The organism is Nonomuraea rubra (genome assembly GCF_014207985.1).
In the GTDB taxonomy this organism is placed as follows: Bacteria; Actinomycetota; Actinomycetes; order Streptosporangiales; family Streptosporangiaceae; genus Nonomuraea; species Nonomuraea rubra.
In genome coordinates this window covers 4177465-4203475 of the sequence record NZ_JACHMI010000001.1, presented here as the reverse complement: position 1 = coordinate 4203475, position 26011 = coordinate 4177465, and the positions used below count along the sequence as shown (strand labels likewise).

The 26011-nt window shown below is 73.0% G+C and carries 20 protein-coding genes; 6 read left to right on the top strand and 14 right to left on the bottom strand.

What is annotated here, in order from left to right; all coding sequences use genetic code 11:
* Window positions 1-4: 4 nt before the first annotated feature.
* The 7 genes from HD593_RS19195 to HD593_RS19165 all read right to left on the bottom strand — a co-directional run bounded on the left by HD593_RS19195 (window position 5) and on the right by HD593_RS19165 (window position 7573).
* Window positions 5-838, bottom strand: a complete 834-nt coding sequence (locus HD593_RS19195; RefSeq protein ID WP_185103443.1) for an SAM-dependent methyltransferase — start codon at window positions 836-838, stop codon at window positions 5-7.
* Between the two features lie 79 nt (window positions 839-917).
* Window positions 918-1961: a 5-methyltetrahydropteroyltriglutamate--homocysteine methyltransferase gene (locus tag HD593_RS19190; protein ID WP_185103442.1), complete on the bottom strand. Its 1044-nt coding sequence runs from the start codon at window positions 1959-1961 to the stop codon at window positions 918-920.
* 55 nt (window positions 1962-2016) lie between these two features.
* The gene (locus HD593_RS19185; protein ID WP_185103441.1) at window positions 2017-2655 is read right to left on the bottom strand and encodes a nitroreductase family protein; all 639 of its coding nucleotides are present in this window, start codon (window positions 2653-2655) and stop codon (window positions 2017-2019) included.
* Window positions 2656-2670: 15 nt separating this feature from the next.
* Window positions 2671-3876, bottom strand: a complete 1206-nt coding sequence (locus HD593_RS19180; protein ID WP_185103440.1) for a globin domain-containing protein — start codon at window positions 3874-3876, stop codon at window positions 2671-2673.
* Between the two features lie 42 nt (window positions 3877-3918).
* Window positions 3919-4377 carry an RrF2 family transcriptional regulator gene (locus tag HD593_RS19175; RefSeq protein WP_185103439.1) on the bottom strand — a complete coding sequence of 153 codons (459 nt, stop codon included), beginning with the start codon at window positions 4375-4377 and terminating at the stop codon, window positions 3919-3921.
* 69 nt (window positions 4378-4446) lie between these two features.
* On the bottom strand, window positions 4447-5553 hold the full coding sequence (locus tag HD593_RS19170) for a glycoside hydrolase family 53 protein (RefSeq protein ID WP_185103438.1): 1107 nt from the start codon (window positions 5551-5553) through the stop codon (window positions 4447-4449).
* Between the two features lie 10 nt (window positions 5554-5563).
* On the bottom strand, window positions 5564-7573 hold the full coding sequence (locus HD593_RS19165) for a beta-galactosidase (protein WP_185103437.1): 2010 nt from the start codon (window positions 7571-7573) through the stop codon (window positions 5564-5566).
* 182 nt (window positions 7574-7755) lie between these two features.
* On the opposite strand from HD593_RS19165, the gene HD593_RS19160 reads away from it, so the two are divergent.
* The 6 genes from HD593_RS19160 (at window position 7756) to HD593_RS63450 (ending at window position 14459) form a co-directional block, all read left to right on the top strand.
* Entirely contained in the window at window positions 7756-9072 is a 1317-nt protein-coding gene (locus tag HD593_RS19160; protein ID WP_185103436.1) for an ABC transporter substrate-binding protein, read from the top strand.
* Window positions 9069-9953 (top strand): carbohydrate ABC transporter permease, encoded by an 885-nt coding sequence (locus HD593_RS19155; RefSeq protein WP_185103435.1) that lies wholly within the window; start codon window positions 9069-9071, stop codon window positions 9951-9953. Before HD593_RS19160 ends, HD593_RS19155 begins: the two co-directional genes overlap by 4 nt.
* Window positions 9953-10828, top strand: a complete 876-nt coding sequence (locus HD593_RS19150; RefSeq protein ID WP_246546641.1) for a carbohydrate ABC transporter permease — start codon at window positions 9953-9955, stop codon at window positions 10826-10828. The genes HD593_RS19155 and HD593_RS19150 overlap by 1 nt, the downstream gene beginning before the upstream one ends.
* Window positions 10825-11820, top strand: coding sequence for a LacI family DNA-binding transcriptional regulator (locus HD593_RS19145; RefSeq protein WP_312903552.1), 996 nt, complete (start codon window positions 10825-10827; stop codon window positions 11818-11820). The genes HD593_RS19150 and HD593_RS19145 overlap by 4 nt, the downstream gene beginning before the upstream one ends.
* A 98-nt stretch (window positions 11821-11918) precedes the next feature.
* A complete protein-coding gene (locus HD593_RS19140) occupies window positions 11919-12749 on the top strand; it encodes an SAM-dependent methyltransferase (protein WP_185103434.1) in 831 nt (276 codons plus the stop codon).
* A gap of 162 nt (window positions 12750-12911) precedes the next feature.
* On the top strand, window positions 12912-14459 hold the full coding sequence (locus HD593_RS63450) for a DUF4082 domain-containing protein (protein ID WP_185103433.1): 1548 nt from the start codon (window positions 12912-12914) through the stop codon (window positions 14457-14459).
* Window positions 14460-14467: 8 nt separating this feature from the next.
* Here the strand turns inward: HD593_RS63450 and HD593_RS19130 are convergent, their stop codons facing one another.
* From HD593_RS19130 to HD593_RS19100, 7 genes are all read right to left on the bottom strand, one after another.
* The gene (locus tag HD593_RS19130; protein ID WP_185103432.1) at window positions 14468-14851 is read right to left on the bottom strand and encodes a YchJ family protein; all 384 of its coding nucleotides are present in this window, start codon (window positions 14849-14851) and stop codon (window positions 14468-14470) included.
* Window positions 14852-14967: 116 nt separating this feature from the next.
* Window positions 14968-15792 (bottom strand): NAD-dependent protein deacetylase, encoded by an 825-nt coding sequence (locus HD593_RS19125; RefSeq protein ID WP_312903551.1) that lies wholly within the window; start codon window positions 15790-15792, stop codon window positions 14968-14970.
* 87 nt (window positions 15793-15879) lie between these two features.
* Window positions 15880-17697 (bottom strand): ATP-binding cassette domain-containing protein, encoded by a 1818-nt coding sequence (locus HD593_RS19120; RefSeq protein WP_221524828.1) that lies wholly within the window; start codon window positions 17695-17697, stop codon window positions 15880-15882.
* Window positions 17694-19436, bottom strand: coding sequence for an ABC transporter ATP-binding protein (locus HD593_RS19115; RefSeq protein ID WP_185103431.1), 1743 nt, complete (start codon window positions 19434-19436; stop codon window positions 17694-17696). Before HD593_RS19115 ends, HD593_RS19120 begins: the two co-directional genes overlap by 4 nt.
* 141 nt (window positions 19437-19577) lie before the next feature.
* The gene (locus tag HD593_RS19110; protein WP_185103430.1) at window positions 19578-21467 is read right to left on the bottom strand and encodes a hypothetical protein; all 1890 of its coding nucleotides are present in this window, start codon (window positions 21465-21467) and stop codon (window positions 19578-19580) included.
* Entirely contained in the window at window positions 21455-22717 is a 1263-nt protein-coding gene (locus HD593_RS19105; RefSeq protein WP_185103429.1) for a hypothetical protein, read from the bottom strand. The genes HD593_RS19110 and HD593_RS19105 overlap by 13 nt, the downstream gene beginning before the upstream one ends.
* Window positions 22717-25686, bottom strand: coding sequence for a lantibiotic dehydratase family protein (locus HD593_RS19100; protein WP_185103428.1), 2970 nt, complete (start codon window positions 25684-25686; stop codon window positions 22717-22719). Before HD593_RS19100 ends, HD593_RS19105 begins: the two co-directional genes overlap by 1 nt.
* Window positions 25687-26011 lie beyond the last annotated feature (325 nt).

Here is a 26011-nt window from a genome sequence, read left to right as displayed (position 1 = left end):
TGATCTACGGCTTGCGCGCCACGCCGCCGACGAAGGTGTGGTACGTGATGCCGGGCGCGGCCCGATGGTCCCCGGTCTCCGGACGCCATTCCGGGAGCGGCACCAGGCCGGGCTCCAGCAGCTCCAGCCCGTCGAAGAAGGCCAGGATCTCCTCGCGGGTGCGCCACCGGCCGGTGCCGAGGTGCTCGTTGAAGAGCTTCTCCGCCGTGAAGGCCTGCTCCGACACCTCGGGGTGGGCCTCCATCGGGTTGTGGAAGTGCGAGATCACCACGTGGCTGCCCGGGGGCAGCGGGCGCAGGAGCCTGGCCGCGAGACCGGCCGGGTCCTCCTCGTCCTTCAGGTGGTGCAGGATGGCGAACAGCAGCAGCCCGACCGGCTCGCCGAAGTCGATGAGGGCGCGGGTGCGCGGGTCGTCGAGGATCTTCTCGGGCTCGCGGACGTCGGCGTCGATGATCGTGGTGGTCTCGTCCACGGCCAGCAGGGCCCGGCCGTGGGCGAGCACGATGGGGTCGTGGTCGACGTACACGACGTGCGCGCCCGGGGTGACGGCCTGGGCGACCTCGTGCACGTTGCCCTGCGTGGGCAGGCCGGAGCCGACGTCCAGGAACTGCCGGATGCCGGCCTCGGCGGCCAGGTACCGCACCGTGCGGCGCAGGAACTCCCGGTTGGCCAGGGCGGCCTCGGGCGCGTCCGGGGCGATCCGCAGCGCGGCCTGCGCCACGTGGCGGTCGATCTCGTAGTTGTCCTTGCCGCCGAGCATGTAGTCGTAGACGCGGGCGACGCTCGGCTTGGTGGTGTCTATCCCGCTGGGCGCGCTGTCCTGCTCGCTTCCTGGCACTCCGGGCTCCTTGGATCAGGGGGTCAGCGCCATGATCCTAAAGCGGAGCACCTGGTCCAGGCGGGAAATTCATGAGGAATTATCGTGATCCGCCCAGTTCCTCCCTCAGCAGGCGGGCGGCGCCCGCCATGGCCCGCATCTTGCCCTCCGCCGACCACCTGGGCAGGTACTTCATGCCGCAGTCCGTGGCGATGACGATCCGCTCCGGCGGCACCCGCTCGAACGCCCTGCGTACCCGGCCCGCCACCACCTCGACGGGCTCCACCTCCGGCGTGGACAGGTCGATCACCCCGAGGACGACCGTCTTGTCCTTCAGGTCGGACAGCACCCCGAGGTCCAGCCCCGACTGCGCGGTCTCGATCGACACCTGCCGCACCGGGCACCCGGCCAGCTCCGGCAGGAACGAGTACGCCTCGGGCCGCTCGTGGATGATCGCCGCGTACCCGAAGCAGATGTGCACCGCCGTCATGCCGGTGATCCCGTCCAGGGCGGCGTTCAGCGCGGCCAGCCCGTACGCGCGCGCCGCGTCCGGCCTGGCCTGCATGTACGGCTCGTCGAGCTGCACGATGTCCGCCCCGGCGGCGAACAGGTCGCGGATCTCGGCGTTGACCGCCGCCGCGTAGTCCATGGCCGCGGCCTCGGCGTCGGGGTAGTGCTCGTTCTGCGCCTGCTGGCTCATCGTGAACGGCCCCGGCACCGTCATCTTCACCACGCGGCGGGTGTGCGCGCGCAGGAACAGCAGGTCGTCCACCTCGACCGGGCGGGGCCGGCGGATGGGGCCGACGATGCGCGGCACCGGGTTCGGATGGCCGCTGCGGTCCAGCGCGGTGCCCGGGTCGTCCAGGTCGAGGCCCTCCAGGGCGGTCGCGAAGTGGTTGGAGTAACTCTCGCGGCGGATCTCGCCGTCGGTGACGATGTCCAGGCCGGCCCGCTCCTGCGCCCTGATCGCCAGCTCGGTGGCGTCGTCCTGGGCCTGCCCGAGCAGCTCCGGCGGGATGCGCCACAGCTCCCTGGCCCGTACGCGCGGCGGGAACCGCCCGGCCAGCCTGGCGCGGTCGATCAGCCAGTCCGGCTGGGCGTAGCTCCCGACCAGCGACGTCGGCAGCAGCGGCAAGGAGATCACGGGGGTCCTCCCTCACGTCGGTCGTGACCTCCACTGTGCGCGCATCCCCTGCGGCTTACCAGCGATCGACGTGCAGCACCTCGTCCAGCGGCTGGCGCCTGGCCGGGCGGAAGGTCTCGCCGGTGTAGTACGCCGTGGGCAGCAGCACGCCCTGCCGGACGTTGGCCGGCAACTCGAGCAGCTCGGCCACCTCGCTCTCGTAGGCCAGGTGCAGCGTCGTCCACGCCGTGCCCAGCCCCCTGGCGCGGGCGGCCAGCATGAAGCTCCACGCGGCGGGCAGCAGCGACCCCCACAGCCCGGCCTGGTTGCCCTCGGGCAGCCCGGCGGGCACGGTCATGCAGCCGATCACGTGCACCGGCACCTCGCCCAGGTGCTCGGCCAGGTACGCGGCGCTGTCGGAGACCCGCTCCTGGGCCGCCGCGCGCGCCGGGTCGTCCTTGAACAGCGACCTGGCGGAGGAGCCTGAGCCGTAGTAGGCGTTCCACGAGCGCGCGTAGTACTCGCCGATCGCCTTGCGCTTGCCGGGATCGGTGACCACGATCCAGTGCCAGAGCTGCGCGTTGCCGCCGGTGGGCGCCTGGAGGGCGAGCTCCAGGCACTCCCTGACCAGCTCCATCGGGACGGGCCGGGTGAGGTCGAGTCGCTTGCGTACGCTGCGGGTGGTGGTGAGCAGCTCGTCCGCTGAGATCGTCATGCGGCCATCATGCCCTCAGGCGGCGCCGAGCCACAGGTCCGGGCCGAACACCTCGTAGTGGATGTCGCGCGGGGCGACGCCTGCCTCGATGAGCTGGGCGCGGGCGGCGCGCATGAACTCCACCGAGCCGCACATGTACACGACCGCGCCCTCGGGGATCTCGACCCCGTCCAGGCTCATCAGCCCGGTGCGGGCGCCCTCGCCGGCGGCGCTCCCTCCGGCGGCGCTCTCGTACCAGAAGATCCGCTCCCCTGCGGGCAGCTCGCCGGTCAGGCGCTCCATGTCCGCGCGCAGCGCGTGATGGGCCTCGGAGCGGTCGGCGTGCAGCACCAGCACCCTGCGCTTGTCCCCGGCGTCGGCCAGGTGCTGGAGCATCGCGGCGATCGGGGTGCAGCCGATGCCGGCGGAGACCAGCACGAGCGGTTCGTCGCCGTCCTCCAGCGCGACGTCGCCGAACGGGGCCGACAGGGTCAGCGTGTCGCCCTCCTTGACGGTGGCGTGCAGCAGTGAGGACACCTCCCCCTCGGGAACGCCGGCGCGGCGCTCCCGTTTGACCGTGATGCGGCGCCGGCCGTCCGCGTCGTGCCCGGACAGCGTGTACTGCCTCAGCTGCCGGACACCGTCGGGCATGGTCACGCGCACGCTCACGTACTGGCCGGGGCGGGCCGGCGGCGCGGGCTCCTCGCCGATCGGGCTCAGCACCAGCGACACGGCGTCCGCCGTCTCCTCGCGCCGCTCGACGACCCGCCAGGGCCGCCAGGTCGCGCCGTCACGCGCCCCCGCCTCGGCGTAGATGCGGGCCTCCATGGCGATCAGCGCGCCGGCCATCAGCCAGTAGACCTCGTCCCAGGCGCTCGCGACCTCGGGCGTGACGGCCTCGCCGAGCACGTCGGCGATGGCGGCGATCAGGTACTTGTGCACGATGACGTACTGGTCGTCGGTCACGCCCACGGCGGCGTGCTTGTGCGCGATGCGCGCCAGCAGCGCGTCGGGGCGCTCATCGGGGTTGTCCAGCAGCGCGACGGCGAAGGCCGCGACGGCGCCCGCCAGTGCCTTGCGCTGCTCGCCGCTGCGCTGGTTGCCGCGGTTGAACAGCCCGTCGAGCAGTTCGGGGTGGTCGGCGAACATCGTGTCGTAGAACCGCGCGGTGATGGTCTCCAGCTCGGCTCCGACGGCGGGGAGGGTGGCGCGGACGAGCTCGGCGGCGTTGGCGGACAGCATGAAAGAACCTCCGGACACTTAAATTTGCATCTGAGATTCATATTATGTTGCCGGGGCGCCGGTCCCGGTCCCGGGGGTCAGCGACAGCAGGACGGGCCCGGTCGGCTCGTCCACGAGCGAGGCGACGGTGATCCCGTCGAGCGAGGCGTAGAACGCCTCCTGCGCCTGGCGCAGCGCCGAGCGCAGCCGGCAGGCCGCCCGCAGCGGGCAGGGCGGGTCGTCCTCGCAGCCCACGACGTCGCCGGCGCCCTCCAGAGCACGTACGAGGGCGCCGACGGTCGTGGCCCTGCCCGCCTCGGTGAGCTGCATCCCGCCGCCCCGCCCGCGCCTGGCCTCCACCACGCCCAGCTCGCCCAGCCGGGCGACGGCCTTGGCCGCGTGGGTGTAGGGGACGGCCAGCATGCCGGCCACGTCGCGGGTGGTGAGCAGGTCGTCCGGCCGCGCCACGGCCAGGCGCATGACGATGCGCAGCGCGATGTCGGTGAAGGCGGTCAGCCGCATACCCCTACGGTATGGGCAGGTCGCACGTCATCGGGCCCGCCGATCCGTCAGCCCGGCGGGCCCGTCCGGTCAGCGGCGGCCGAGGACGGACATGGCGGGAAGCGCCCTGTCGTCGTAGCCGAACAGGGCCTGGTTCTCCCAGCCGTTGCCCGAGGAGGGGTCGGCCGGGTCCCAGCCGTTGCCCCGCACGCCCGTCCACGTGGCCTCCCAGGTGAACAGGCCGAGGCCCAGGCCGTTCGGCACGGCGCGGACGATGTCGGCCACCCGGGCCAGCATCGCCGACTGCCCCTGCGGGGTGGCCGGGTAGCCGGGGTACGACTCGGCGGAGGTGATGATGTTCTCCCAGCCGTCGTCGTCGGCCGTGGTGAACGGGTACGCGGTCTCCACCACGACGACGGGCTTGCCGTACCGGCTGGCCACGTCGTTGAGGTTGGCCTGGAACGCCTCCGGCGTGCCGTGCCAGTAGGAGTAGTACGACAGGCCGATCACGTCGTAGCGGATGCCGTGGGCGCCCGCGTTGTCGAACCACCACCGGTACAGGCCGTTGTCGCCGCCGTTGGCCAGGTGCAGCACGACCCTGGTCGAGCCGGAGACCGCCTTGGCGGCGTCGTACCCGGCGTTCAGCAGCGCCGCCGTGTTCGCCCAGGTGGAGTTGGAGCCGTCCGGCCAGAGCAGGCCGCCGTTGATCTCGTTGCCGACCTGCACCATGTCGGCCGTGGTGCCCTGGTCGCGCAGCGCGTCGAGCACGTCGTAGGTGTGGTCGTACACGGCCTGCCGCAGCTGCTCGAACGGCAGCGCCTCCCACGCGGCGGGCTTGTACTGCTTGCCCGGGTCGGCCCAGGTGTCGGAGTAGTGGAAGTCGACGAGCAGGCCCATGCCGAGCGCCTTGACCCGCCTGGCCACCGCGAGCACCCGGCTCTTGGTGTTGTAGCCGTCGGCCGGGTTCACCCAGACCTTGAGCCTGATGTAGTTGAGCCCGGCCTGGGACAGGATGGCCAGCGCGTCGCCCCTGCGCCCGCGGGCGTCGCGGTAGACGCCGCCGAGCGCCTCCGACTTGGCCAGGCTGGACACGTCCGCGCCCCTGATCTGCAGGCGGCCCGGCCCTGCCTGGGCGTGCGCCGGGACGACGGCGAGGGCCGTGAGTAAGAGCAGCGCGGTGAGGAGGATGCGTTTCATCCGGGTCTCCCTAGGGCTGGGGGGATTCCGCGACGACCGTGACCGCTCCGGCCGGGACGGTGACCGGCCCGTCGTGCCGTACGCCGTCGAACACGCTCACGCCGCTCACCCCCTCGACCGTCACCGGCTGGTCGCCGTGGTTGATCAGGAAGACGTGGCCTCCCCTGCGCACCAGCTCCAGGGTGTCGGGGAGGCCGTGCGGGCGGGACACGCCCGCGTGGTCGAGCACCTGCGCGAGCAGGTCGCGCAGGCCGGTGACGGGCGCGGTGGCCAGGTACCAGGCGGTGCCCGCGCCGAGGGCGTGGCGGGTGACGGCGGGGTGGCCGGCGTCCGGGCCCTCGGCGAAGTCCCGGACCGTGACCGCGCCCGCCGGGCGGACCCGCTCCGACCAGACGCGCGCGACGATCGGGGCGCCGGTCAGGGCGTCGGGGCCGCCGGTCAGCGTCACCGTCTCGTGCTCGCGCAGCGGGTGGAACTCCTCGATCGACAGGCCGAGCAGCTCGCGCAGCGCGCCGGGATGGGCGCCCGGGTGGATGGTGTCGTGCTCGTCCACGATGCCGGAGAAGTACGACACGAGCAGGTTCCCGCCCGACTCCACGTACCGGTGCAGGTTCTTGGCGGACGCCTCGGTCAGCAGGTACGAGCTGGGCGCCACCACCACCCGGTATCCCGAAATATCGGCTGAAGGGTGGACGAAGTCCACCGTGACGTGCTCCCGCCACAGCGCCTCGTAGAAGGCGTCCACCCGCTCCCTGAACGTCAGGTCCACCGACGGCCGCCAGTCCAGCTCCAGCGCCCAGTACGACTCCCAGTCCCACACGAGCGCCACCTCGGCCCGCACCCGGCCGCCCCTGACGCCGGCCAGCCTGCGCAGGTCGGCGCCGAGCCGCACCACCTCCCGCCACTGCTCGGAGTCGGTCCCGGCGTGCGGCACCATCCCGGAGTGGAACTTCTCCGCCCCGAACCGCGAGGCCCTGAACTGGAAGAACAGCACGCTGTCGGAGCCCCGGGCGACGTGCGCGAGGCTGTTGCGGCGCATCTCGCCCGGTCGCTTGGCCAGGTTGCGCGGCTGCCAGTTGACCGCGCCCGCCGAGTGCTCCATCAGCATCCACGGCGCGCCGCCCGCCACCGACCGCGCCAGGTCGGCGGACATGGCCAGGTCGATGTGGTTGTCGGGCCGCTCCGCCTGGAGGTAGTGGTCGTTGGCGATCACGTCCAGCTCGCGGGCCCACTGCCAGAGGTCCGTGGACTTGCAATTGACGGTGCCGGCGAAGTTCGTGGTCACCGGGAGGCCGGGGGTCAGCTCGCGCAGGATGTCGCGCTGCAGCGCGTAGTGCTCGCGGTGCTGGCCGTCGCTGAAGCGGGCGTAGTCGAGCCGCTGGGCAGGGTTGACGGCCGTGTGGTTGGCGCGCGGGGCGTCGATCTCGGACCAGTCGCCGTACGTCTGGCCCCAGAACGTGGTGCCCCAGGCGTCGTTCAGCGCGGAGATGTCGCGGTAGGTCTGGCGCAGCCAGGCCCGCCAGGCGGCCACGCTGTGCTCGCAGTAGCACTCGCCGAGCGGGGCGCCGTACTCGTTGTGCACGTGCCACATGACCACGGCCGGATGGCCGCGGTAGTGCTCGCCCAGCGCCCGCACCAGCCGCGCGGTCGCCTCGCGGAAGGCCGGGGCGCTGGAGCAGGCGCTCTGCCTGCCGCCGAACCCGATCCGCACGCCCTCCCTGGTCACCGGCAGCACGTCGGGATGCCGGGCCACGAACCAGGCGGGCGGGGCGGCGGTCGGCGTGGCCAGGTCGACGGCGACGCCGCCGGCGTGCAGCCGGTCGATGATCTCGTCCAGCCAGCCGAACTCGAAACGCCCCTGCTCGGGCTCCAGCAGCGCCCACGAGAACAGGCCCAGGCTGACCAGGCTCACCCCGGCCTCGCGCATCAGGGCCACGTCCTCTTCCAGGACCTCGCGCGGCCACTGCTCCGGGTTGTAGTCGCCGCCATAGGCGATCCCGGCAGGACGCTCCGGATACATCCATCCCCCTCGAAAAGCTTCTGTGAACGTGCACAGTAGGACGCCCGGCGGCTGGAAGGGAACAGTTATCTCCAAATTTCATGCTCTTGCAGGACATTAACGAGAACGTAACGACCCCTTGACGCACGTTTCGGCGCTGCCCCACTCTGTGCACGTTCACAGAACCCCCCTGGAGGTACGCAATGCGCGCCAACCGCCTTGGAGCATTCCTGGCCGTCGCACTCACGGCCACCCTCGCGAGCTGCGGCTCCAGCGAGCCCACCGAGAGCCCCGAGGCGGCGCAGAGCCGGCCCGCCTCCGCCCAGGGCCCGGTCAAGCTCACGTACTGGACCTGGGCCCCCAACATGGACAAGATCGTCGAAGTCTGGAACAAGGCCCACCCCGACATCCAGGTGACGGTCAGCAAGCAGGCGGGCGGCGACGACGCGGCGGCCAAGTACCTCACCGCGGCCAAGGCCGGCAACCCGCCGGACGTGGTGCAGGCCGAGTACCAGCACCTGCCCTCGTTCATCGCCGCCGACGCGGTCGCCGACCTCAAGGCCGAGACGGCCTCGATCAAGGGCGAGTTCTCCGAGGGCCTGTGGGGCCTGGTCACGCTCGGCACCGAGGCCGTCTACGGCATCCCGCAGGACAGCGGCCCGATGATGCTCTTCTACCGCCAGGACCTGTTCGACAAGTACGGCATCGAGGTGCCCAAGACCTGGCAGGAGTACGGCGAGGCGGCCCGCACGGTCAGGAAGAAGGACCCGAAGGCGTACCTCGGCACGTTCTCCAGCAAGGACCCGGGAGCGTTCACAGGGCTGGCGCAGCAGGCGGGCGCGCAGTGGTGGTCGATCAACGGCGAGTCGTGGAAGGTGAACATCGCCGACGAGCCCACCAGGAAGGTCGCCGACTTCTGGGGCGCGCTGGTCAAGGAGGGCGCCATCGACGACATGCCGTACTTCACCCCCGAGTGGAACAAGGCGCTCAACGACGGCAAGCTGCTGACCTGGCCGTCGGCGGTGTGGGCGCCGGGCGTGCTGTCGAGCAACGCGCCGAAGGCCAAGGGCAAGTGGGCCGCCGCGCCGCTGCCGCAGTGGAACGCCGGTGAGAGCTTCAGCGGCTTCTGGGGCGGCTCGTCCACCGCCGTGTCGGCCAAGACCCCGAACAAGGCCGCCGCCGCGCAGTTCGCCACCTGGCTCAACACCGACCCGGCCGCCATCGAGCTGCTGGTCAAGGAGGCGGCCATCTACCCGGCGGCCACCAAGGCGCAGTCGGCGCTCGGCGCGGCACCCGAGTACTTCGCCAACCAGCCCGACTTCTGGCAGCAGGCCGCCGCCGTCTCCGCCGGCGCCCGCGGCTTCACCTTCGGCCCGAACGTGGGCGTGACCTACAACGCCTTCAAGGACGGCTTCGACAAGGCGCTGCAGGACGGCACCCCGTTCACCGGCGCCGTGCAGGGCATGCAGGACGCCACGGTCGCCGACATGCGCAAGTCCGGCTTCACGATCGCCTCATGAAGCGGTCGGAGAGGGGGCCCTGGCCCTATCTGTTCCTGACCCCCGCGATCGTGCTGTTCACGCTGTTCCTCGCGGTGCCCATCGGCTACACCGTCTACCTGGCGATGCTCCGTACCAGGGTGTCGGGGCTGGGGCTGGGCAGGGGCGCGCGGCGGGAGGTGTTCGTCGGGTTCGACAACTTCGCCGCCGCCCTGGCCGACACCGAGCTGTGGAGCGGGTGGCTGCGCGTGCTCGGTTACGGCGCGCTGGTGCTGGTCGTCATGCTGGGGCTGGCGCTGCTGTTCGCGCTGCTGCTGGACTCGGCGCGGGTGCGGCTGGCGCGGTTCTCGCGGATCGCGATCTTCCTGCCGTACGCGGTGCCGGGGGTGGCGGCCACCCTGCTGTGGGGCTTCCTCTACCTGCCCTCGCTGAGCCCGATCAGGGACGTCCTGAACGTCGACTTCCTGGACGCCACCACCGTCACGTACTCCATGGCGAACGTGGCGGTGTGGGGCGGGGTCGGCTTCAACATGCTGGTGCTCTACACCACGCTCCGGGCCATCCCCCGCGACCTGTACGAGGCCGCGCGGCTGGACGGCGCCTCGGAGTTCCAGATCGCCGTCCGGGTCAAGATCCCGATCCTGACCCCGGCGATCGTCCTGACCACCGTGTTCTCGATCATCGCGACGATCCAGGTGTTCACCGAGCCGACCACGCTGCGCCCGCTGACCAACACGATCAGCTCCACGTGGAGCCCGCTGATGAAGGTCTACCGCGACGCGTTCGTCACCGGCGACCTGTACTCGGCCGCCGCCACCTCGATCGTCATCGCCGCGATCTCGCTCGTCCTGTCGTTCGGATTCCTGCGCGTGGTCCGCAACCACGCCTTCAGGGAGGGCTGATGATGACGGCCACCACCGTGACCACCTCGCACCGCCGCACCCGCGCGGGCCGTCCGATCGGCGTCGTGCCCACCGCGCTGCTGCTGATCGGCGCGGTCTACTGCCTGTTCCCGGTCTGCTGGGTGCTGATCGCGGCCACCAAGTCGCCGGGCGAGCTGTTCAGCACCGCCACCCTCTCCTTCGGCACGGGTTTCCTCGACAACGTGGCCGAGCTGTTCGCCTACCGCGACGGCGTGTTCTGGCTGTGGGCCGGCAACACGCTGATCTACGCCGGCGGCGGGGCGCTGCTGTCCACCGCGGTCTCCGCGGTCTCCGGGTACGCGCTGGCGAAGTACCGCTTCCCGGGCCGGGACGCCATCTTCACCCTGCTCATCGGCGGCGTCCTGGTGCCGGCCGTGGTGCTGGCGATCCCGCAGTACCTGCTGTTCTCCAAGATCGGCCTGGCCGACAGCCACTGGGCCGTGCTGCTGCCGCAGATCCTGCACCCGTACAGCATCTACCTGGCCCGCATCTACGCCGCCGCGGCGATCCCGGACTCCCTGCTGGAGGCGGGCCGCATCGACGGGGCCGGCGAGTGGCGGCTGATGTCGCGGGTGGCGATGCCGCTGATGGTGCCGGGCATGGTGACGATTTTCCTGTTCCAGTTCGTGGCGATCTGGAACAACTTCCTGCTGCCGTTCATCATGCTCGGCGACGACGGCAAGTTCCCGCTCACGGTCGGCCTCTACACGCTGCTGGTCTCCGGCGCGAACCAGCCGGCCCTCTACAACCTGATCCTGACCGGGGCCTTCCTGTCGATCGTGCCCTTGATCGCGCTCTTCCTCACAATGCAGCGATACTGGAAGACCGATCTGTCCTCGGGAGCCGTGAAGTGAAACGCCCTACGATCCACGACGTCGCCGCCGCCGCGGGGGTCTCCCGCGGCACGGTCTCCCGCCTGCTCAACGGGGACAAGTACGTGAGCCCGGCGGCGCGCGTGGCCATCGAGAGGGCCATCTCGGAGACCGGTTACGTGGTCAACCGCGCCGCCCGCAGCCTGGTCACGCAGCGGACGGGGTCGGTCGTCATGGTCCTGTCGGAGCCGCACGAGAAGTTGTTCGAGGATCCCAACTACAGCACGCTCATCCGGGTGGCCATCAGGATGCTGGCCGAGCGGGACCTGTCGCTGGTGATGATGCTGGCGGGCGACGAGGGCGACAGGGAGCGGGTGGTGCGCTACGTCCGCGGCGGCCACGCCGACGGGGTGCTGCTGGTCTCGACGCACGCGGGCGACCCGCTGCTCGACGCGCTGGGCGGCGGCCCGCCCGCCGTCTCCTGCGGCGCCGTCATCGGGCGCGAGACCGTCATCCCGTACGCCGCCGCCGACGACCGGCTCGGGGCCCGGCAGATGACCGAGTACTTCGTCGGCCTCGGCCGCAAGCGCATCGCGATGATCACCGGGCCCATGGACACGCCTGGCGGCATCCAGCGCCTGGAGGGCTTCGCCGACGTACTCGGCCGCAAGGCCACCCAGCGGCTCATCGCGCACGGCGACTGGACGCAGGCCAGCGGCGAGCGGGCCATGACGGAGCTGCTGGAGCGCACGCCCGACCTCGACGCCGTGTTCGTCGCCTCCGACCTCATGGCGGCCGGCGCCCTGGCGGCGCTGCGCGCGGCGGGGCGGCGGGTGCCGGACGACGTGGCGGTGGGCGGGTTCGACGACTCGTCGGTGGCCGTCTCGACCCATCCGCCGCTGACGACCATCCGCCAGCCGCTGGCCGAGATGGCGCAGGAGACGCTGCGGCTGCTGCTGGCCCTCATCGACGGGGCCGGGCACGTGGACCCGGTGATACTGCCCACGGAGCTGGTGATCCGCGAGTCCGCCTGACGGCTCTCGCAGCCCGTCGGGCAATTGCCCAACTTTCCCGACATTTCACCATTCGGGCAGTACGATCGCCTGAGCCGACGTACCCGAAGGAGCCCACAGTGGCCGAGGACAGGGGGGAGCGGGCACCCCAGGGAATCGACACCACCAGGCCCAACGTCTCCCGCGTCTACGATTTCATGCTCGGCGGCAAGGACAACTACGAGGCCGACCGGCGGATGGCGCAGCTCGCCCTGGAGGTCGCCCCGGACGCCCCCGAGGCCGCGCGCGCCAACCGCGAGTTCCTGGGGCGGGTGGTGCGGTTCCTGGCCGCGGAGGCGGGCATCCGCCAGTTCCTGGACATCGGCTCGGGCCTGCCCACGCAGGGCAACGTGCACGAGATCGCCCGGGCGGCCGCCCCGGGCACCCGGGTCGTCTACGTCGACAACGACCCCATCGTCCTGGTCCACGGCCGCGCCCTGCTCGCCGTGGACGACGGCAGCACGGTCGTGGAGGCCGACCTCCGCGACCCCGATGGGATCATCGCCGACCCGGAGGTGCGGCGCCTCATCGACTTCGACCGGCCGGTGGGGCTGCTGATGTTCGCCATCCTGCACCACCTCACCGACGAGGAGGGCCCGGCCGGGATCGCCGCCCGCATGGTGGACCGCCTCGCGCCCGGCAGCTACCTGGCCGTCTCCCACTTCCACAATCCGGGCCTGGCGTACCCGGAGGTGTCCAAGCAGGCGTTCGCGGCCGAGAAGATCTTCAACGAGACGCTGGGCACCGGCCGGTGGCGTACGCGTGAGGAGATCCTGGCCTACTTCGACGGCCTGGACCTGCTGGAGCCCGGCCTGGTCCCGCTGCCCGAATGGCGCCCCGGCTCCGACGACCAGGCCGAGCCCGGCATCACGTACCACACGTTCGTCGGAGCCGTCGCCCGCAAGCCCTAGCCGCGGCCGAAATCCAATCCGGGTTTTAGCACCGTCCGATTACGGCCTATTTCTCGGTTAAATGGCGATAACTACGGCGGGTGTCCGACGGGGCATGGCACGATGGGCGCGATTCTCGACCGGGGTAATTCGGTGCGCGTTCCCTGCCATGGAGGCTCGCTCGTGAACGGGTCACATCACGTCGATCAGAAGGCACCACGGCGCTCACGGCTCCGCCGCCGGCGGACCGGCCTGGCCGCGCTGGTGGCAGGCGTCCTGGCCGGAGGGCTCGCGCTCGTCAACCCGGCCGCGGCGCTGCCGGGCACGACGCAGGAGAGCTTCTGGTCCGCCTCCGGCTCGCTGTCGCCCCGGCTGTCGAACGCGCGGCGCCCCGTGGAACTGGGCCTGCGCTTCACCACCTCCCGCGCGGGCTCCGTGACGGCGCTGCGCTTCTACAAGTACCCCAGGAGCTCGGACGGCCACACCGCCAGCCTCTGGGACGACCGGGGCAACCGCCTGGCCAGGGCGACGTCCGTGGCGGAGAGCGGTCAGGGCTGGCAGGAGGTGCGCCTGGCCAAGGGGGTGGCGCTCACGCCGGGCAGGACGTACACGGTGTCGTATTTCAGCGCCAACGGCCGCTACGCGGTCGTTCCGCGTTACTTCACGCGCAATTCACCGCGCACCGATTCCCTGCGCGCGCAGTCGCGCAATGGCGTGTACCTCTACGATTCCAGCGCATTTCCGCGCAGAACGAGCGCCGGGCACAACTATCTGGTGGACGTGACCTTCCAACCGGCGACGACCTCCCCGTCCCCTTCACCGACCCCCACCGCTTCTCCGACCCCCACCGCTTCTCCGACCCCCACCGCTTCTCCGACCGTCACCGCTTCTCCAACCGTCACCCCCACCGTCACCCCGACTGTCACCCCGACGCCGTCGGGGACGCCAAGCGGCTGCGACCTGCCCGGCCACCCCCGCCCGTCCTGCACCGGCGTGCCGCCCGGCACCAGGCTCACCACCGTCAAGGGCAACGTCACCGCCGCCAAGAACGGCCAGGTCATCGACGGGCAGCACATCACCGGCGACCTCGTCATCACCGCGAACGACGTGGTGATCAGGAACAGCCGCATCGACGGCCTGATCACCAACTGGGAGACGGGCGGCTCGTTCACCATCACCGACTCCACGGTCGGCCCGCCCAGCGGCTGCATCATCAACCAGGGCGTCGGCGAGAAGAACTTCAAGGCCGAGCGCATCAGCGTGCGCGGGTTCGACGACGGCTTCCGCATGTCGGGCAGGAACGTCGTCATCCGCGACTCCTACGTGAAGCTGTGCGGGCCCCCGACCAGCCACTCCGACGGCATCCAGGCGTACTGCCCCGGCAAGATCGTCTGCAGCGGCCTGGTGTTCGACCACAACACGATCGACCAGCGCCAGGCTCCGGAGCACTCCGACCCCGTCAACCTGGTGGACAAGAACCTCAGCGCGGTGACCGTCACCGACAACCTCGTGGCCGGCGGCAACTACAGCCTCTTCCTGAAGTGGCACTCGGGGCCGAAGTGGAAGGTCTCAGGCAACAAGATCGTCCATGAGGCGTGGGACTTCGGCGCCGTCAGCTCGGAGGACACCTGCGAGAACATCGACTGGGGCCCCGGCAACGCCATCGTCACCATCGACCACGACTACCGGATCACCAAGACGGTGCGGACGCTGACGCACTGCATCGAGTGACAGGGCGGCTATCCGTTCAGCGCTCCCGCGTAGACCCAGCGGCCGTCGAGGCGTACGAACCTGCTGTGCTCCTCCATCTCGCCCGGCTTCCCGCGCTCCAGGTAGTGGGCGCGGAAGCGGACGGTGCCCTCGGTGTGCACGACGCTGCCGCCGGTGCTCTCCAGCACCTCCAGCCGTACCCATCGGACCCGCCTGTCCAGGTCGAGCCGGGGCGGGCGGGCCGAGGGATGCCAGGTGCGCAGCAGGTACGCCTCGTCCCCCACGCCGAACGCGCTGAACCGGGAGCGCATGAGCTGCTCGGCGGTGGCCGGGGCGGCCTCGCCCCGGTGGAAGCGGCCGCAGCAGTCCCGGTAGGGAGCGGGCAGGCCGCACGGGCACGTACGAGGAGGCATGCGCCCCATTCTGCCGCGCCCGCACCGATGCGCCCGCCACCCCTGGACCGCCCCCTTGGACCGCCACCCCCAGACCCCCTGGGCCGCCGCCCGGGAGATCGTGTTCAGCAGGCCGGTCAGAGCTGGGAGGCGAGGTCGGTCAGCGTGGGACCGAGCGGGGCGTCCAGGGTGAGCGTGGCGTCGGCGTCGCCGCCGGTCGGCCCCTGGTTGACGATGGCGATGGGGATGCCCAGGGCGGCGGCCTTCGTCACGAACTGCAGCCCCGACTTGATCGCCAGCGACGACCCGAGCACGAGCAGCGCCCGCGCCCCGCCCACGACGGCGAAGCACTCGTCCACGCGCGGCCTGGGCACGTTCTCGCCGAAGAACACCACGTCCGGTTTGAGCACGCCGTCACAGCCCGCGCAGCCGACCACGCGGAACCCGGCCACCTGCTCGTCGGTGAGCACGGCGTCGCCGTCGGGGTTGATCTGCCCGCTGGCCTCCCAGCCCGGGTTGGCCTCGCGCAGGCGCCGCTCCAGCTCCGCGCGCGGGGTGCGCTCCCTGCACGACAGGCAGACGACGCGGTCGAGCCCGCCGTGCAGCTCGATCACCCCTCGGGCGCCGGCGGCCTGGTGCAGGCCGTCCACGTTCTGGGTGACGATGCCGGCCAGCAGCCCGCGCCGCTCCAGCTCGGCCACGGCGCGGTGCCCGGCGTTGGGCCTGGCCTCGCCGATCTGCCGCCAGCCGACGTGGCTGCGCGCCCAGTAACGCCGCCGCGCCCCGGCGCTGCCGACGAACCGCTGGTACGTCATCGGCTCGGCCCGCCTGGCCTGGCCGGTCGGCCCCCGGTAGTCGGGAATGCCGGACTCGGTCGACAGCCCGGCCCCGCTGAGCACGGCCACCCGCCCGAGGGCGACCAGCTCGACCAGCTCCGCCACCTTCGTGGTGCTTGGTGTCACAGCTCCATGGTGCCTCAGCGCCCGACCATCTCCGCCAGCAGCCACGGCGGCCGATCACCTCCGCCGGGCCGGGCGCGGGGCGCCCGTTCAGCCGCCGGTCCGCTCCTCCGCCTCCGCGATCAGCTCCGCGTGCCACAGCCGCCGCATCTCGGGGCAGCTCTCCAGCAGCTCCCCCAGCCGCCCGCACCCGGCGACGCGCCCCCGGTCCAGGACGATCACCTGGTCGGCCCGTTCGAGCGCGGCCTGCCGATGGGAGACGACCAGCACGGTCTCCGGCCCGCGCCCGGCGATCCGCTCCCACAACAGCTGCTCGGTCTCGACGTCCAGCGCGGACGACAGGTCGTCCACCACCAGCAGGTCGGGCTCACGGACGAGGGCGCGGGCGGCGGTGGCCCGCTGCACCTGCCCGCCGGACAGCCGCACCCCGCGCGGCCCGACGACCGTGCCGAGCCCGTCCGGCATCCCGTCCAGGTCCTGCTCGAACACCGCCAGCTCCAGCGCCCGCCGGGCGTCGTCGTCGCTCGCGGGCAGGCCGAGCAGCAGGTTCTCCCGCAGCGTCGCCGAGAACAGGCGCGGCACCTGGCCCGCGTACGCCGTGCGCCCCGGGACGAGGAACGTGCCCGGATCCTCGACCGGGACACCGTTCCACGAGATCGTGCCCCCGTCCAGCGGCAGGAGGCCGAGCAGGGCGCGTACCAGCGTGCTCTTGCCCGCCCCCACGGCTCCTGTGACCACCGTGAACGACCCGCGTTCGAGCCGCAGATCGACACCGTGCAGCACTCCCCGCACGGTGAGCCCACGCGCTTCGAGCACCCGCAGCGGCTCGGCGTGCGAGGACGCCGACGCAAGGGGCGGCCCGGCAGGCGGCTCGGCAGGCGGCGCCGCGGGCGGCGGGTCGCGGTGCAGCCAGACGTCGGCGCCGCCTGACAGGGTGCCGGCGTCCTCGTGCGGCGCCATCAGCCCGGTGAGCCGCTCCGTGGCGACCGCCGCCTGGGGCAGCCGGTACAGGATGGTGCCGATCGAGCGGGGCAGCGCGGTGAGCCAGCCGATGTAGCTGGTGAACAGCGCCAGGTCCCCGACGGTGAAGTCGCCGCCGCGCATGGAGGGCGCGGCGAGCAGCAGCACGAGCCCGGTGCTGAGCTCGATCGTCGTGGTGGTCGCGGCACCCAGCAGGTCGGTCGCCATGCGGTCCCTGACAGCGGCGTCGCGCCGCCGCCGGTTGTGCTCGCGCAACCGCTCCAGGGCCGCCTCCTCGGCCCCCGCCGTCTTGAGCGCCAGCACACCGCCGAACACCTCCCCCACGTACGCCGTCACGGCCGCGCCGAGCCTCCTGGCCCGCCGGTGCAGCCGCTCCACCACCCGCCGCATCGTCCTGCTCAGCACCCCGACCGCGATCATCGGCAGCGCCAGCACCACCGTGATCACGGGATCCACGGACGCCATGATCGGCACGGCCACGACGGCGAACAGCGTCGTCCCCGCCAGGCTGACGCTCTCGTCGGTGAAGTCCACGGCGTCGGCCACGTCGTCCCGCATCCGCGCGACGGCCTCACCCGAGGAGTGCGACATCCGCGCCGCGACCGGCCCGCGCGCGGTCAGCACGGAGCGCAGCACGTTGGCACGCAGCAGGGTCGCCGCCGCGTTCCACCAGTACACGCCGTACGTCCACGCGACGACGATCACCAGCCCGCGAACCAGCTCGACCCCCACGAACGCCGCACACCACCACAACGTGGCCCGCAGAGCGGCCGGCTGGTGCCCGCTGATCTGGTCGAAGACCTGCTGCAGAACGAGCCCACCGGCCAGCGGGATCACGTGGACGGGCAGCCACAGCAGCGCCCCCACGACGTACCGGCGCAGGTCGAACGTGGCCAGCCGGGTGGCCACCAGCATCACCGGCCTCATCGGCCCACCCCCGCCAGGTCGAGCAGCCGGCCGAACCTGCTGCCCGGGTCCGCGGCGAGCTCGTCGCGGCGGCCGTACTCGACGATCTTGCCGCGGTGGAGCACCGCGATCTTGTCCACCCGGGACAGGGACGACAGGCGGTGCGCGATGATCACGCCGGTCCTGCCTTCGAGCAGCCGGCCGACGCTGTCCTCGATGCGCCGCTCAGTGGCGGGGTCGAGGCGGCTGGACGCCTCGTCCAGGACGACGAGCCCGGGATCGGCGAGGAACGCCCGCGCGAACGCCAGGAGCTGCCCCTGCCCCGCCGACAAGCCGCGCAGCTCGGTGTCGAGCCCGTCGGGCAGCCCGGCCGCCCACTCGTCGAGCCCGACCGCCTGCAGCACCTCCATCAGCCGCTCGTCGCCCGGCGACGGCCTGAACAGCGTCAGGTTGTCGCGCACGCTCGCCGCGAACAGCTGCACGTCCTGGGTGACCACGCCGATCCTGGCGCGCAGCGAGCGGGGGTCGGCCTCGCGCAGGTCCACGCCGCCGACGCGGACGGCGCCCTCGACGGGGTCGTGCAGCCGCAGCACGAGCCTGGCCAGGGTGGTCTTGCCGCTGCCCGTCCGCCCGACCAGGCCCAGCGTCTCGCCGGGCGCCAGCGTGACGTCGATGCCGGACAGCACCTGCTCGTCGTCGTCCGGGTAGGAGAACGCGACGCCTTCGACGCGCAGGCCGAGCGGCCCGGTACCCGGCAGCGGGCGCGTGCCGGGGGTCAGCGCGGGCCGCTCGGCGAGCAGGGCCGCGATGCGGGCCAGGCCGGCCAGGGCCGCCTGGTACTGCCTGATCTGGTCGATGAGCCGCTCGAACGGCGCCCGCACCATGAGCGTGTACTGGAAGAGCAGCACGGCCGTGCCCACCGTGAGCGTGCCCGTCTCGACGGTCCACGCGGCCAGCGCCAGCATGACGGCCGTGCCGGCGGCGAAGGCCACGGAGGTGCCGGCGAGCAGCGTGGTGCCGATGCGGGCGTCGCGGTTCTCGGCGCGGAAGAGGGCGGCGGCGACCTGGTGGAAGCGGCGCACGGTGTGCTCGCCCGCGCCGTTGGCCCTGATGTCCTCGGCGCCGGCGAACCGCTCTTCGAGGGTGCCGAACAGGGTGGCGCTCGCGGCTCGCGCGCGGGCCGCCGACGGCACGGCCAGCCGCTGGGCGCGGGCCATGCCGTACCCGACGATCAGGCAGTACGCCAGCAGCGCGGCCCCGATGCGCCAGTCGACGGCGAACACGACGACGACCACTCCCGCCAGGAGCAGCACGCTGGCCACGACGTCCAGCAGGAACGCCACGACGAAGTCGGCGACCGCCACGACGTCGCCGTCCACCCGCTCGATCAGCTCGCCGGGGGTGTGGCGGCCGTGGAAGGCCAGGTCGAGGCCGAGCGCGTGGCCGGTGAGGCGTTCGCGCAGGCGGTTGGTTCCGTCCCAGGCGAGCCTGCCGGCCAGCCACGCGGTCACCATCCTGGCCGCCTGGCCCGCCACGGCGAGCGCGAGGTAGCCGAGGGCGACCAAGGTCAGGTGCCGGATGCTCGCGCCGCCGATGGCGTCGTCGACGAACCTCCGGGTCACCTGCGGCGCGGCCAGCGGGAGCGCGGTCGCGGCGGCGATCGCGGCGGCGAGAGCCGCGGCGGCGCCCGGTCCCGGGCGGAGCAGCCGGAGGACGGAGGAACTAGGTGATGCTGAGGTCTCCGGATCGAACGATCTCAAGAAGCGTCATGCCCTTTGCGCTGGAGGTGTCACTGAGCTGAGGGTTCACGAACGCTTCAGCCATCGGGGGCCTCCTCGCGGTGGTAGGGCGTGCTTCCAGTCCGGGAGTACACCAGGCGCCGGTGCGGCGCGGCAACCGAATTACCGGGCGGCGGGCCGTACGACGCAGCCCAGCCGCAGCTCCGCGCACTGCTCCCGGCCGTCCACCCGCCACCAGAGCTGCCCGGGGACGGGCAGCATCTCGGTGATCAGCACCTCGGCCGGTTCCTGCCTGGCCAGCTCCTCGACCGCGAACGGGTCGCAGAAGTCGACGTAGCAGGGGCGGGGGCCGGCGGGGTGGTGGACGAAGACGTGGCGGGGCAGGGATCGTTCGCGGCGCAGGCGGTGGATGGCGAGCCAGCGGTCGAAGGCGTCGGCGCCGCGTTCCCTCGGGAGGTGGACGCGCCAGCGGGCCCGCTGGTAGATCAGGTCGTCGATCAGGATGCGGGGGGTGTGGGCGCCGAGGTCGATCTCGGGCGGCGGCTGCGGGCGCGTGGCCGCCGGCCCGGGCGCGGGGAGTGCCGTGGCGGCCGGCCCGGGGGCGGGGAGTGCGTCGCGGAGCGTGCTGGGTGCGGAGTGCAGCCTGGCGTGGAGGCCCTCGTACAGGGGACGGCAGTCGTCCCGGAGGCCGCACAGCAGCCACGCCGCCTCGCCCAGGCGCGGGCCGACGGCCATCAGCTCGGGGCCGGGGAGGTGGAGGCCGCCGGGGCGGTCCTGGACGAGATCCCACAGGCCGGCGGTGGCGCGGGCCACGTCCTGGGCGGTCAGCCGGATGGCGTCCTGACCGCCCGGCGCCTCGGCCGCGAGCCCGGCCAGGGTGGTGGCGAGCGCGCTCGCGCGGGCGGGCTCGCCGTCGAGCAGCGTGGCCAGGTGCCACAGGGGCAGCACCACCGTCAGTGCTTCCCGTAGTCCGGCCAGCGCCTCGCCGCCGATCGTGACGCGCTCGCTGTACGGGCTGGAGCGCTCCTCGCGGAAGACGTCGTGGCGCTGCGGTCCCCACCCACCGCCGCGCCCGGCCCAGCCGTGCGGATGAGGCCGGCCCTGTGCCCCGGCCCGCCTGCCGAGCACCGGCGCCTCACCGCCGTCACGCGTTCCGTCCTCTTGAGAACCGCGCCCCTCGACGAGGTCGGGGGCCGCATCGGCGGGGTCGAGTGCCGCGAGGCGGGCGGCCTCGTAGTGCTGGACGCGCTGGGGCCAGGGCGTGCTCGCGTACCGGGCGCGCAGTTCCTCCGCCCGGCTGGCGTCCCCGAGGTGCCGGGCCAGCCAGTCACCCACCTCGACGACCACCCGCTGGGGCCCCGGCTCGCCCACGCGCAACGCCCCGCCGCCGTGCGGCTCGAACCGCGCGTACAGGACAGGCCCGCCCTGACCTCCCACCGTTAAGCGCCGCAGCTGCCGGTGAGCGGCCGCGGTGAGCAGGCGGGAACGCCTCGCCGTGCCGTCTCCCGGCCTCCGGGCCAGCGGATGCCGCACGATCGCCTGGTAGAAACCGGGGTCGGCGAGGAAGGCCGCCTGCCGTACGGACTCGTCGTCGTACGCCTCGGCGACCTTGCGCCGGGTCACGAGCCGGGCGGCGGCGTACGCGCTCCTGGCCGCCACCCGTGCCGCGCCCGCCACGACCACGGCGGACTGCCAGCGCCGCGCCCACTCCCCCAGCCCCAGCGACTCCAGCAGCCCCAGCTCGTCCCCGGTCAGTGGCATCCCGGCGCGTACGCTCCTGACGCACCGCCTGGCCTGGGCCCGCCGCTCGGGGGCGAGCCGCAGAACGCTGCCACGCATCGGTCCGGCCAGCCGCTCGAAGCAGCGCCGCTCGGCGGCCAGCCGGCGTTCGGCGGCGAGCAGCCGTTCGCTGAGCCGCCGCAGGTCGGGATGGCCGAGCCCATCGAGCAGCGCCACCGGCAGCCCGGTGGTCCGCAGCAGAAACCACGGACACAGCTCCACGACCAGCTCCCCCCGCCCAGCGGGAACCGCCCACGAAATCACCGTCGCCACGGACCCTCCGCGGTCGCCGGCGGCTCCGTGGCGACGGTGCAGGCGGCGAGCCGGCCGGGCGGGAGGCCGTGCAGCCGGTCGCGCCAGGTCCTGATCGTCCGCGCCACCTCCCACTCACGCATGGTCTCGGGCGCGTCGAACTCGATCCAGCGCGTCAGATCGTGCCCCGCGCGTGGCGGGAAGCGCACGCTGTGCCCGGCCCAGACCGTACGGATCCCCATCCGGTACGGCCGCAACCCGCCGAGCCGCACCCCACCGGGCCCGTCCGCCAGCAACTCCAGCGACTCGCCCACGACGCCCGCGTCGATCCCCGGCGCCCCCACCGCCAGCTCGCACGTCACCGGCGCCGCCACCGGGATCGCGGCCAGCAGGCGGCGCAGGTTGACGGTCATGCCGTTCAGCCCGGTCACGGCGGCCAGGAAGTCGATGCGCGTCACGATGATCGTCAGCCCACGGCAGCGGGCCAGCGCGTCGAGCGGGAACGCCGCCACGCGCACCGCGTCCAGCCGCCCCGCCCACGGCCCGCTCACGGGCGGCACATCCACCCCGGTCACCCACCGCACGGCAACCGCCGGCCCGGCCGCCCAGTGCGCGGGAACCGCCGCTCCCACCACCCGGTTCACGGCAGCCGCCGGCCCGGTCACCTGGTGCGCGGTGGTGCGGGAGCCGCCGGCGTACCAGCGCTGACGGATCACGCGCTCGGGCGACCAGCTCAGCCACTCGGCCCCGGCCAGCTCCGGAACCCGCCGCAGCGCCGCCACCTGCTCGGCCACGAGCCGCCCGCACAACGTCACCCGTTCCGCCCCCAGCGCCCGCACCAGCGCGAACGCGGCGGGAAGCTGCCGCTCGCCGTCCACCACGACATGTACGCGCCGCTCCTTGGCCGCCTCCACGGCCTGGTCGACCTCGGGCCGGAACAGCTCGCATCTCGCGGCGGCGGCGAGCACGTCGCGGCTGCTCTGCGTGCTGCCCTCGGCCAGTTCGAGGCCGTCGAGGGTGAGCCGGAGCGCGGGGTCGCCCGCCAGGCGCAGCGCCGCGCCGACGGCCCGCAGGTGCGCGTCGTCGTACGCCGCCCGCTCGATGACGGCCGCCGCCCGCCCGGTCAGCGCGGCGTGCGGCCCGTCGCGCAGGCGGGCGGGGTCGGTGAGGCGCTCGACGAGGCCGGCTCCCAGGTCGAGCACCTCCGCCCCTGGCGGCGGGACGATCTCGGTGGTGAAGTCGGTGAACGGGGGGATGACGAGGAGTTCCATCAACCGCTCTCTCCGGGCCAGGGGTAGGGGTGCGACTGCTGTACGGACCTGCGAAGCTGCTGAACGGGCCCGTAGAACTGCTGGACGAACCGGTCCGGCCGCCACCCGGCCCGATCCGCCCGCCGGCCGGGACCGTCACGGGACACCACACCCGGCCGCGCCCCGGCCCCACCGGACCGCGCGGCACCCGCCTCCTCGGCTCCAGACTGCGGGCCTGTAGACGGCGCGGCTCCAGACGGCGCGGCTCCAGACGGCGCGGCTCCAGAGGGCGCGAGCCCGGGCTCTGCCGCGGCTTCCGAGCGTGCGGCACCGGACCGTACGACCTGACCATCCGATGCCGAAGACCCCGCCGGCCGCAGGTAGACGCAGCGCAGCTCGGCCGCGAACCGCTTCTCCCCCTCCCGCAGCCAGCATGCCTCCGGCCCCGGCAACACCTCCGTCACCGTGACCCGCTCGCTGGAGGCGGCCATCCGGGCCAGCCCTTCGAGCAGCGCGGGCGAGCGCGTGTCCACGTACAGGGACCGGCGCTCCCGGGCGGTCGAGGCGAAGAACGCGACCGGCAGCTCGTGCACCTCCCGCAGCCGTGCCATCGCCACCAGCAGCTCACGATCGCCCCCTGCCTGCCCGAGCGCCTCGAACGAGGCCCTTCCCAGCAGCCACCGACGCCGCGAGACGACCACGTTGTCCCAGGTCAGCCGCGGCACCCGGGCAAGGTCGCCGAGCCGTGGCGGCCGGATCCTGGGCAGCGCGAACGCCGTGTGCAGCGCCGTGTCGTGCTCGCCGTTGTGCAGCAGCAGCGGCTCCTCCATCCCCTTGGCGTGCAGCACGGCCCGCTGCCCGTCGCTGTGCACGTACAGCTCGTCGAGCCCGACCCGCCGCCGCCGCGGATCGGCCGCCACCCCGCCGAGCTCCAGCACGGGCCCGGGCAGCTCCAGCGGCGGCACGCCGTTGGAGCGGCGGGAGATGACGTTCAGCACGGTGAACCCGGACAGCGCCCGCCTGATCTCGGTGTCCCGCTCGGCCAGGCACGCGGCGCCTTCCTCGTGGAACTGCAGCGCCCACGGCGTGAGCAGCACCGCGTCGTGCAGCCGGCTGAGGACCAGCGGGGTCACCCCGGTCTCGTACGTCTCCAGCTCGGGCGCGGCCACCATGACGTCGGCCGAGCACAGGACCGGGGCGGCGGGCGGGGCGGGCTCGCCGAGCAGGCCGGCGAGGTTCAGCTCGGTGGTGCCGGCGGGGGCGTCGCGGACGAGGGCGGCGATGCGCGCGGCCAGCCGGTCTCCGTGCTCGATCTCCAGGTCGCCGGTCGTGCGCAGGACCTCGGCCAGCTCGTACGTGCCGGGCCCGAGCCGCCCGGCCAGCAGCCGGTTGGTGCGCTGCCTGGTCAGCTCGGCCTCCTCGGCGAGCACGTCGAGCACCCTGGTCACGCGGCCCCGGAGGTCGGCGGCGAGCGTGTCACCGACCGTGACGTGCAGCGTGCCGGCGGCGGCCTCGTGCACGATCGCCCGTTCGTCGCGGCTCCCGCCTCCGGCCAGGGCCTCGATCCGCCGCTGCACGGCCAGCTTCACGTCGGGCGAGGCGCCGGGGTACTGCGCGAGCAGCTCGCCGATCTCGCCGACGCGCCGGCCGAGCGGCAGGTCGGCGTCCCGGGCCGGCCGCTCGCCGACGGCCGCCCGCGCACGCTGGGCCGGCACGCCCGTACGCCCTGCGAACGCCCGCCCGGGCACCCCGGACGCGAGCAGCCCGCGCGCCCGCGCGCCGTCGCCTTTCCCACCTCCGCCACGACCCCGCCCGGCCGGCCCTCTCGCCTCGGCACACCCGCACTCGCAGGTCCCCGATGGAGCGGCCCGCCCATGCCCGGCAGCGGCACCCGGCACCGCCGCCGCCGCGCTGTCGCCGTGCGCCGCCGCAGACGCGAGATCGTCATGCGCCACGGCACCCGCGCGGTCATCGTGCGTCGCCGCAGACGCGCGATCGACGTAAGCCACCGCACCGGCGTCCCCCGCGATCAGCCGCAGCCCCCTCGCGACCAGCCGCTCACGCAGCCAGCCCAGGGTGTCGCAGACGGTGGCGGGCGGGCACAGGTCGTGGGTGAGGAGCCCGCGCCGCACCGCCACGGCCAGCGCCGCCGCGGCCCGCTCGACGCCCACTCCGGTCGCGGCCGCGATCTCGGCCAGCGTGCGCCCCCCGTCGCAGTGCCCCACGAAGGCGGCCCCGTCGTGCACCTCCCCCGTCCACGTCTTGCGCCGCGGCACCAGCCCGGCGACGAGCGCGGGCTCGGCGAGCACGCGCTGCTGCAGCGCCTCGCCCACCCGCGCGGCCGGGAACGCCACCCGCCGCGCGAGCGGGTGGGCCCCCGCCCACGTGTAGCCTCCGCGTTCCCCGGCGGCGACGACGCCGTAGTTGACGGGCCCGTAGCAGCCCGCCGTCTCGCACGACGCCGACAGCCGCTGCACCTGTCCGGCGAGCTCGCGGCGGGTCCTGCCGCCCTTGGCCCCGTGCCGCAGGTCGCGGTAGAGGGCGGGCGAGGAGCACACGAGGGCGTCGAGGAAACGTTCGTCGGCCAGGATCCCGGCCACGGCGGCCCTGCAGAGGGCGGCGTCGCCGGACTCCAGGCCGGACAGCGTGAGCCTGGCCTCCTCCAGCCGCCCCGTCACGTCGTTCCACTCCGTCAGCCAGCCGTCGGGGCCGGGCGTGCCGTCCGGCAGGGGCCGCAGGTCGCGCAGGCGGCCGCGCAGGCCACGCCGCAGCCGCCCGCCGCCCGCCCGCCCGCTGGGCGTCGCGGGCGGGCGGGGGTCGCGGGCGGGCGCCTCGGCGAGCAGGTCGAGTGCCTGCCGCTCCAGCCGTACGACCGCGGTGGCGGCCTCGGCCGCCCGGGGGTGGACGAGGGACAGGACGAGTTCCCAGGGAAACCCGGCGCTCCGGACGACCACGGCCGGCAGCAGGGTCCAGTCGTGCTCGATGTCCATATGAGCCTCTCCCTTTCCAGGCATGAATTCGCCCTTCCGCGTCTTAACTCAGATATTCACAAGATCATTTCCGTGTGTCAATGAGTTCGCGGATTAGAAGAAAATGAGAACCCCGCACCCCGCCGAGGAAATTAGCCGTCAACACCGGCAAACCCCGCCATAAAGGGCGGCACTGTTTACTTTCCGTAGCGAACCGGCCTATCCTTGCAGTACAGAGCGTCAATGCCGCCCTACTGAAATGCCACGGACACGAATTCAGTCCGGCCCCCTTGAGCCCTCGATTTCCGTCCACAAAAACACGCGGCGATAATCGCGCCGGCGCACC

Coding starts and splice junctions, on each gene's coding strand:
- HD593_RS19150 (WP_246546641.1), top strand. CDS start 9,953: ATGATGACGGCCACCACCGTGACCACCTCGCACCGCCGCACCCGCGCG.
- HD593_RS19175 (WP_185103439.1), bottom strand. CDS start 4,377: ATGCGGCTGACCGCCTTCACCGACATCGCGCTGCGCATCGTCATGCGC.
- HD593_RS19100 (WP_185103428.1), bottom strand. CDS start 25,686: ATGGACATCGAGCACGACTGGACCCTGCTGCCGGCCGTGGTCGTCCGG.
- HD593_RS19160 (WP_185103436.1), top strand. CDS start 7,756: ATGCGCGCCAACCGCCTTGGAGCATTCCTGGCCGTCGCACTCACGGCC.
- HD593_RS19155 (WP_185103435.1), top strand. CDS start 9,069: ATGAAGCGGTCGGAGAGGGGGCCCTGGCCCTATCTGTTCCTGACCCCC.
- HD593_RS19165 (WP_185103437.1), bottom strand. CDS start 7,573: ATGTATCCGGAGCGTCCTGCCGGGATCGCCTATGGCGGCGACTACAAC.
- HD593_RS19120 (WP_221524828.1), bottom strand. CDS start 17,697: ATGAGGCCGGTGATGCTGGTGGCCACCCGGCTGGCCACGTTCGACCTG.
- HD593_RS19105 (WP_185103429.1), bottom strand. CDS start 22,717: ATGGAACTCCTCGTCATCCCCCCGTTCACCGACTTCACCACCGAGATC.
- HD593_RS19185 (WP_185103441.1), bottom strand. CDS start 2,655: ATGACGATCTCAGCGGACGAGCTGCTCACCACCACCCGCAGCGTACGC.
- HD593_RS19130 (WP_185103432.1), bottom strand. CDS start 14,851: ATGCCTCCTCGTACGTGCCCGTGCGGCCTGCCCGCTCCCTACCGGGAC.
- HD593_RS19170 (WP_185103438.1), bottom strand. CDS start 5,553: ATGAAACGCATCCTCCTCACCGCGCTGCTCTTACTCACGGCCCTCGCC.
- HD593_RS19180 (WP_185103440.1), bottom strand. CDS start 3,876: ATGCTGTCCGCCAACGCCGCCGAGCTCGTCCGCGCCACCCTCCCCGCC.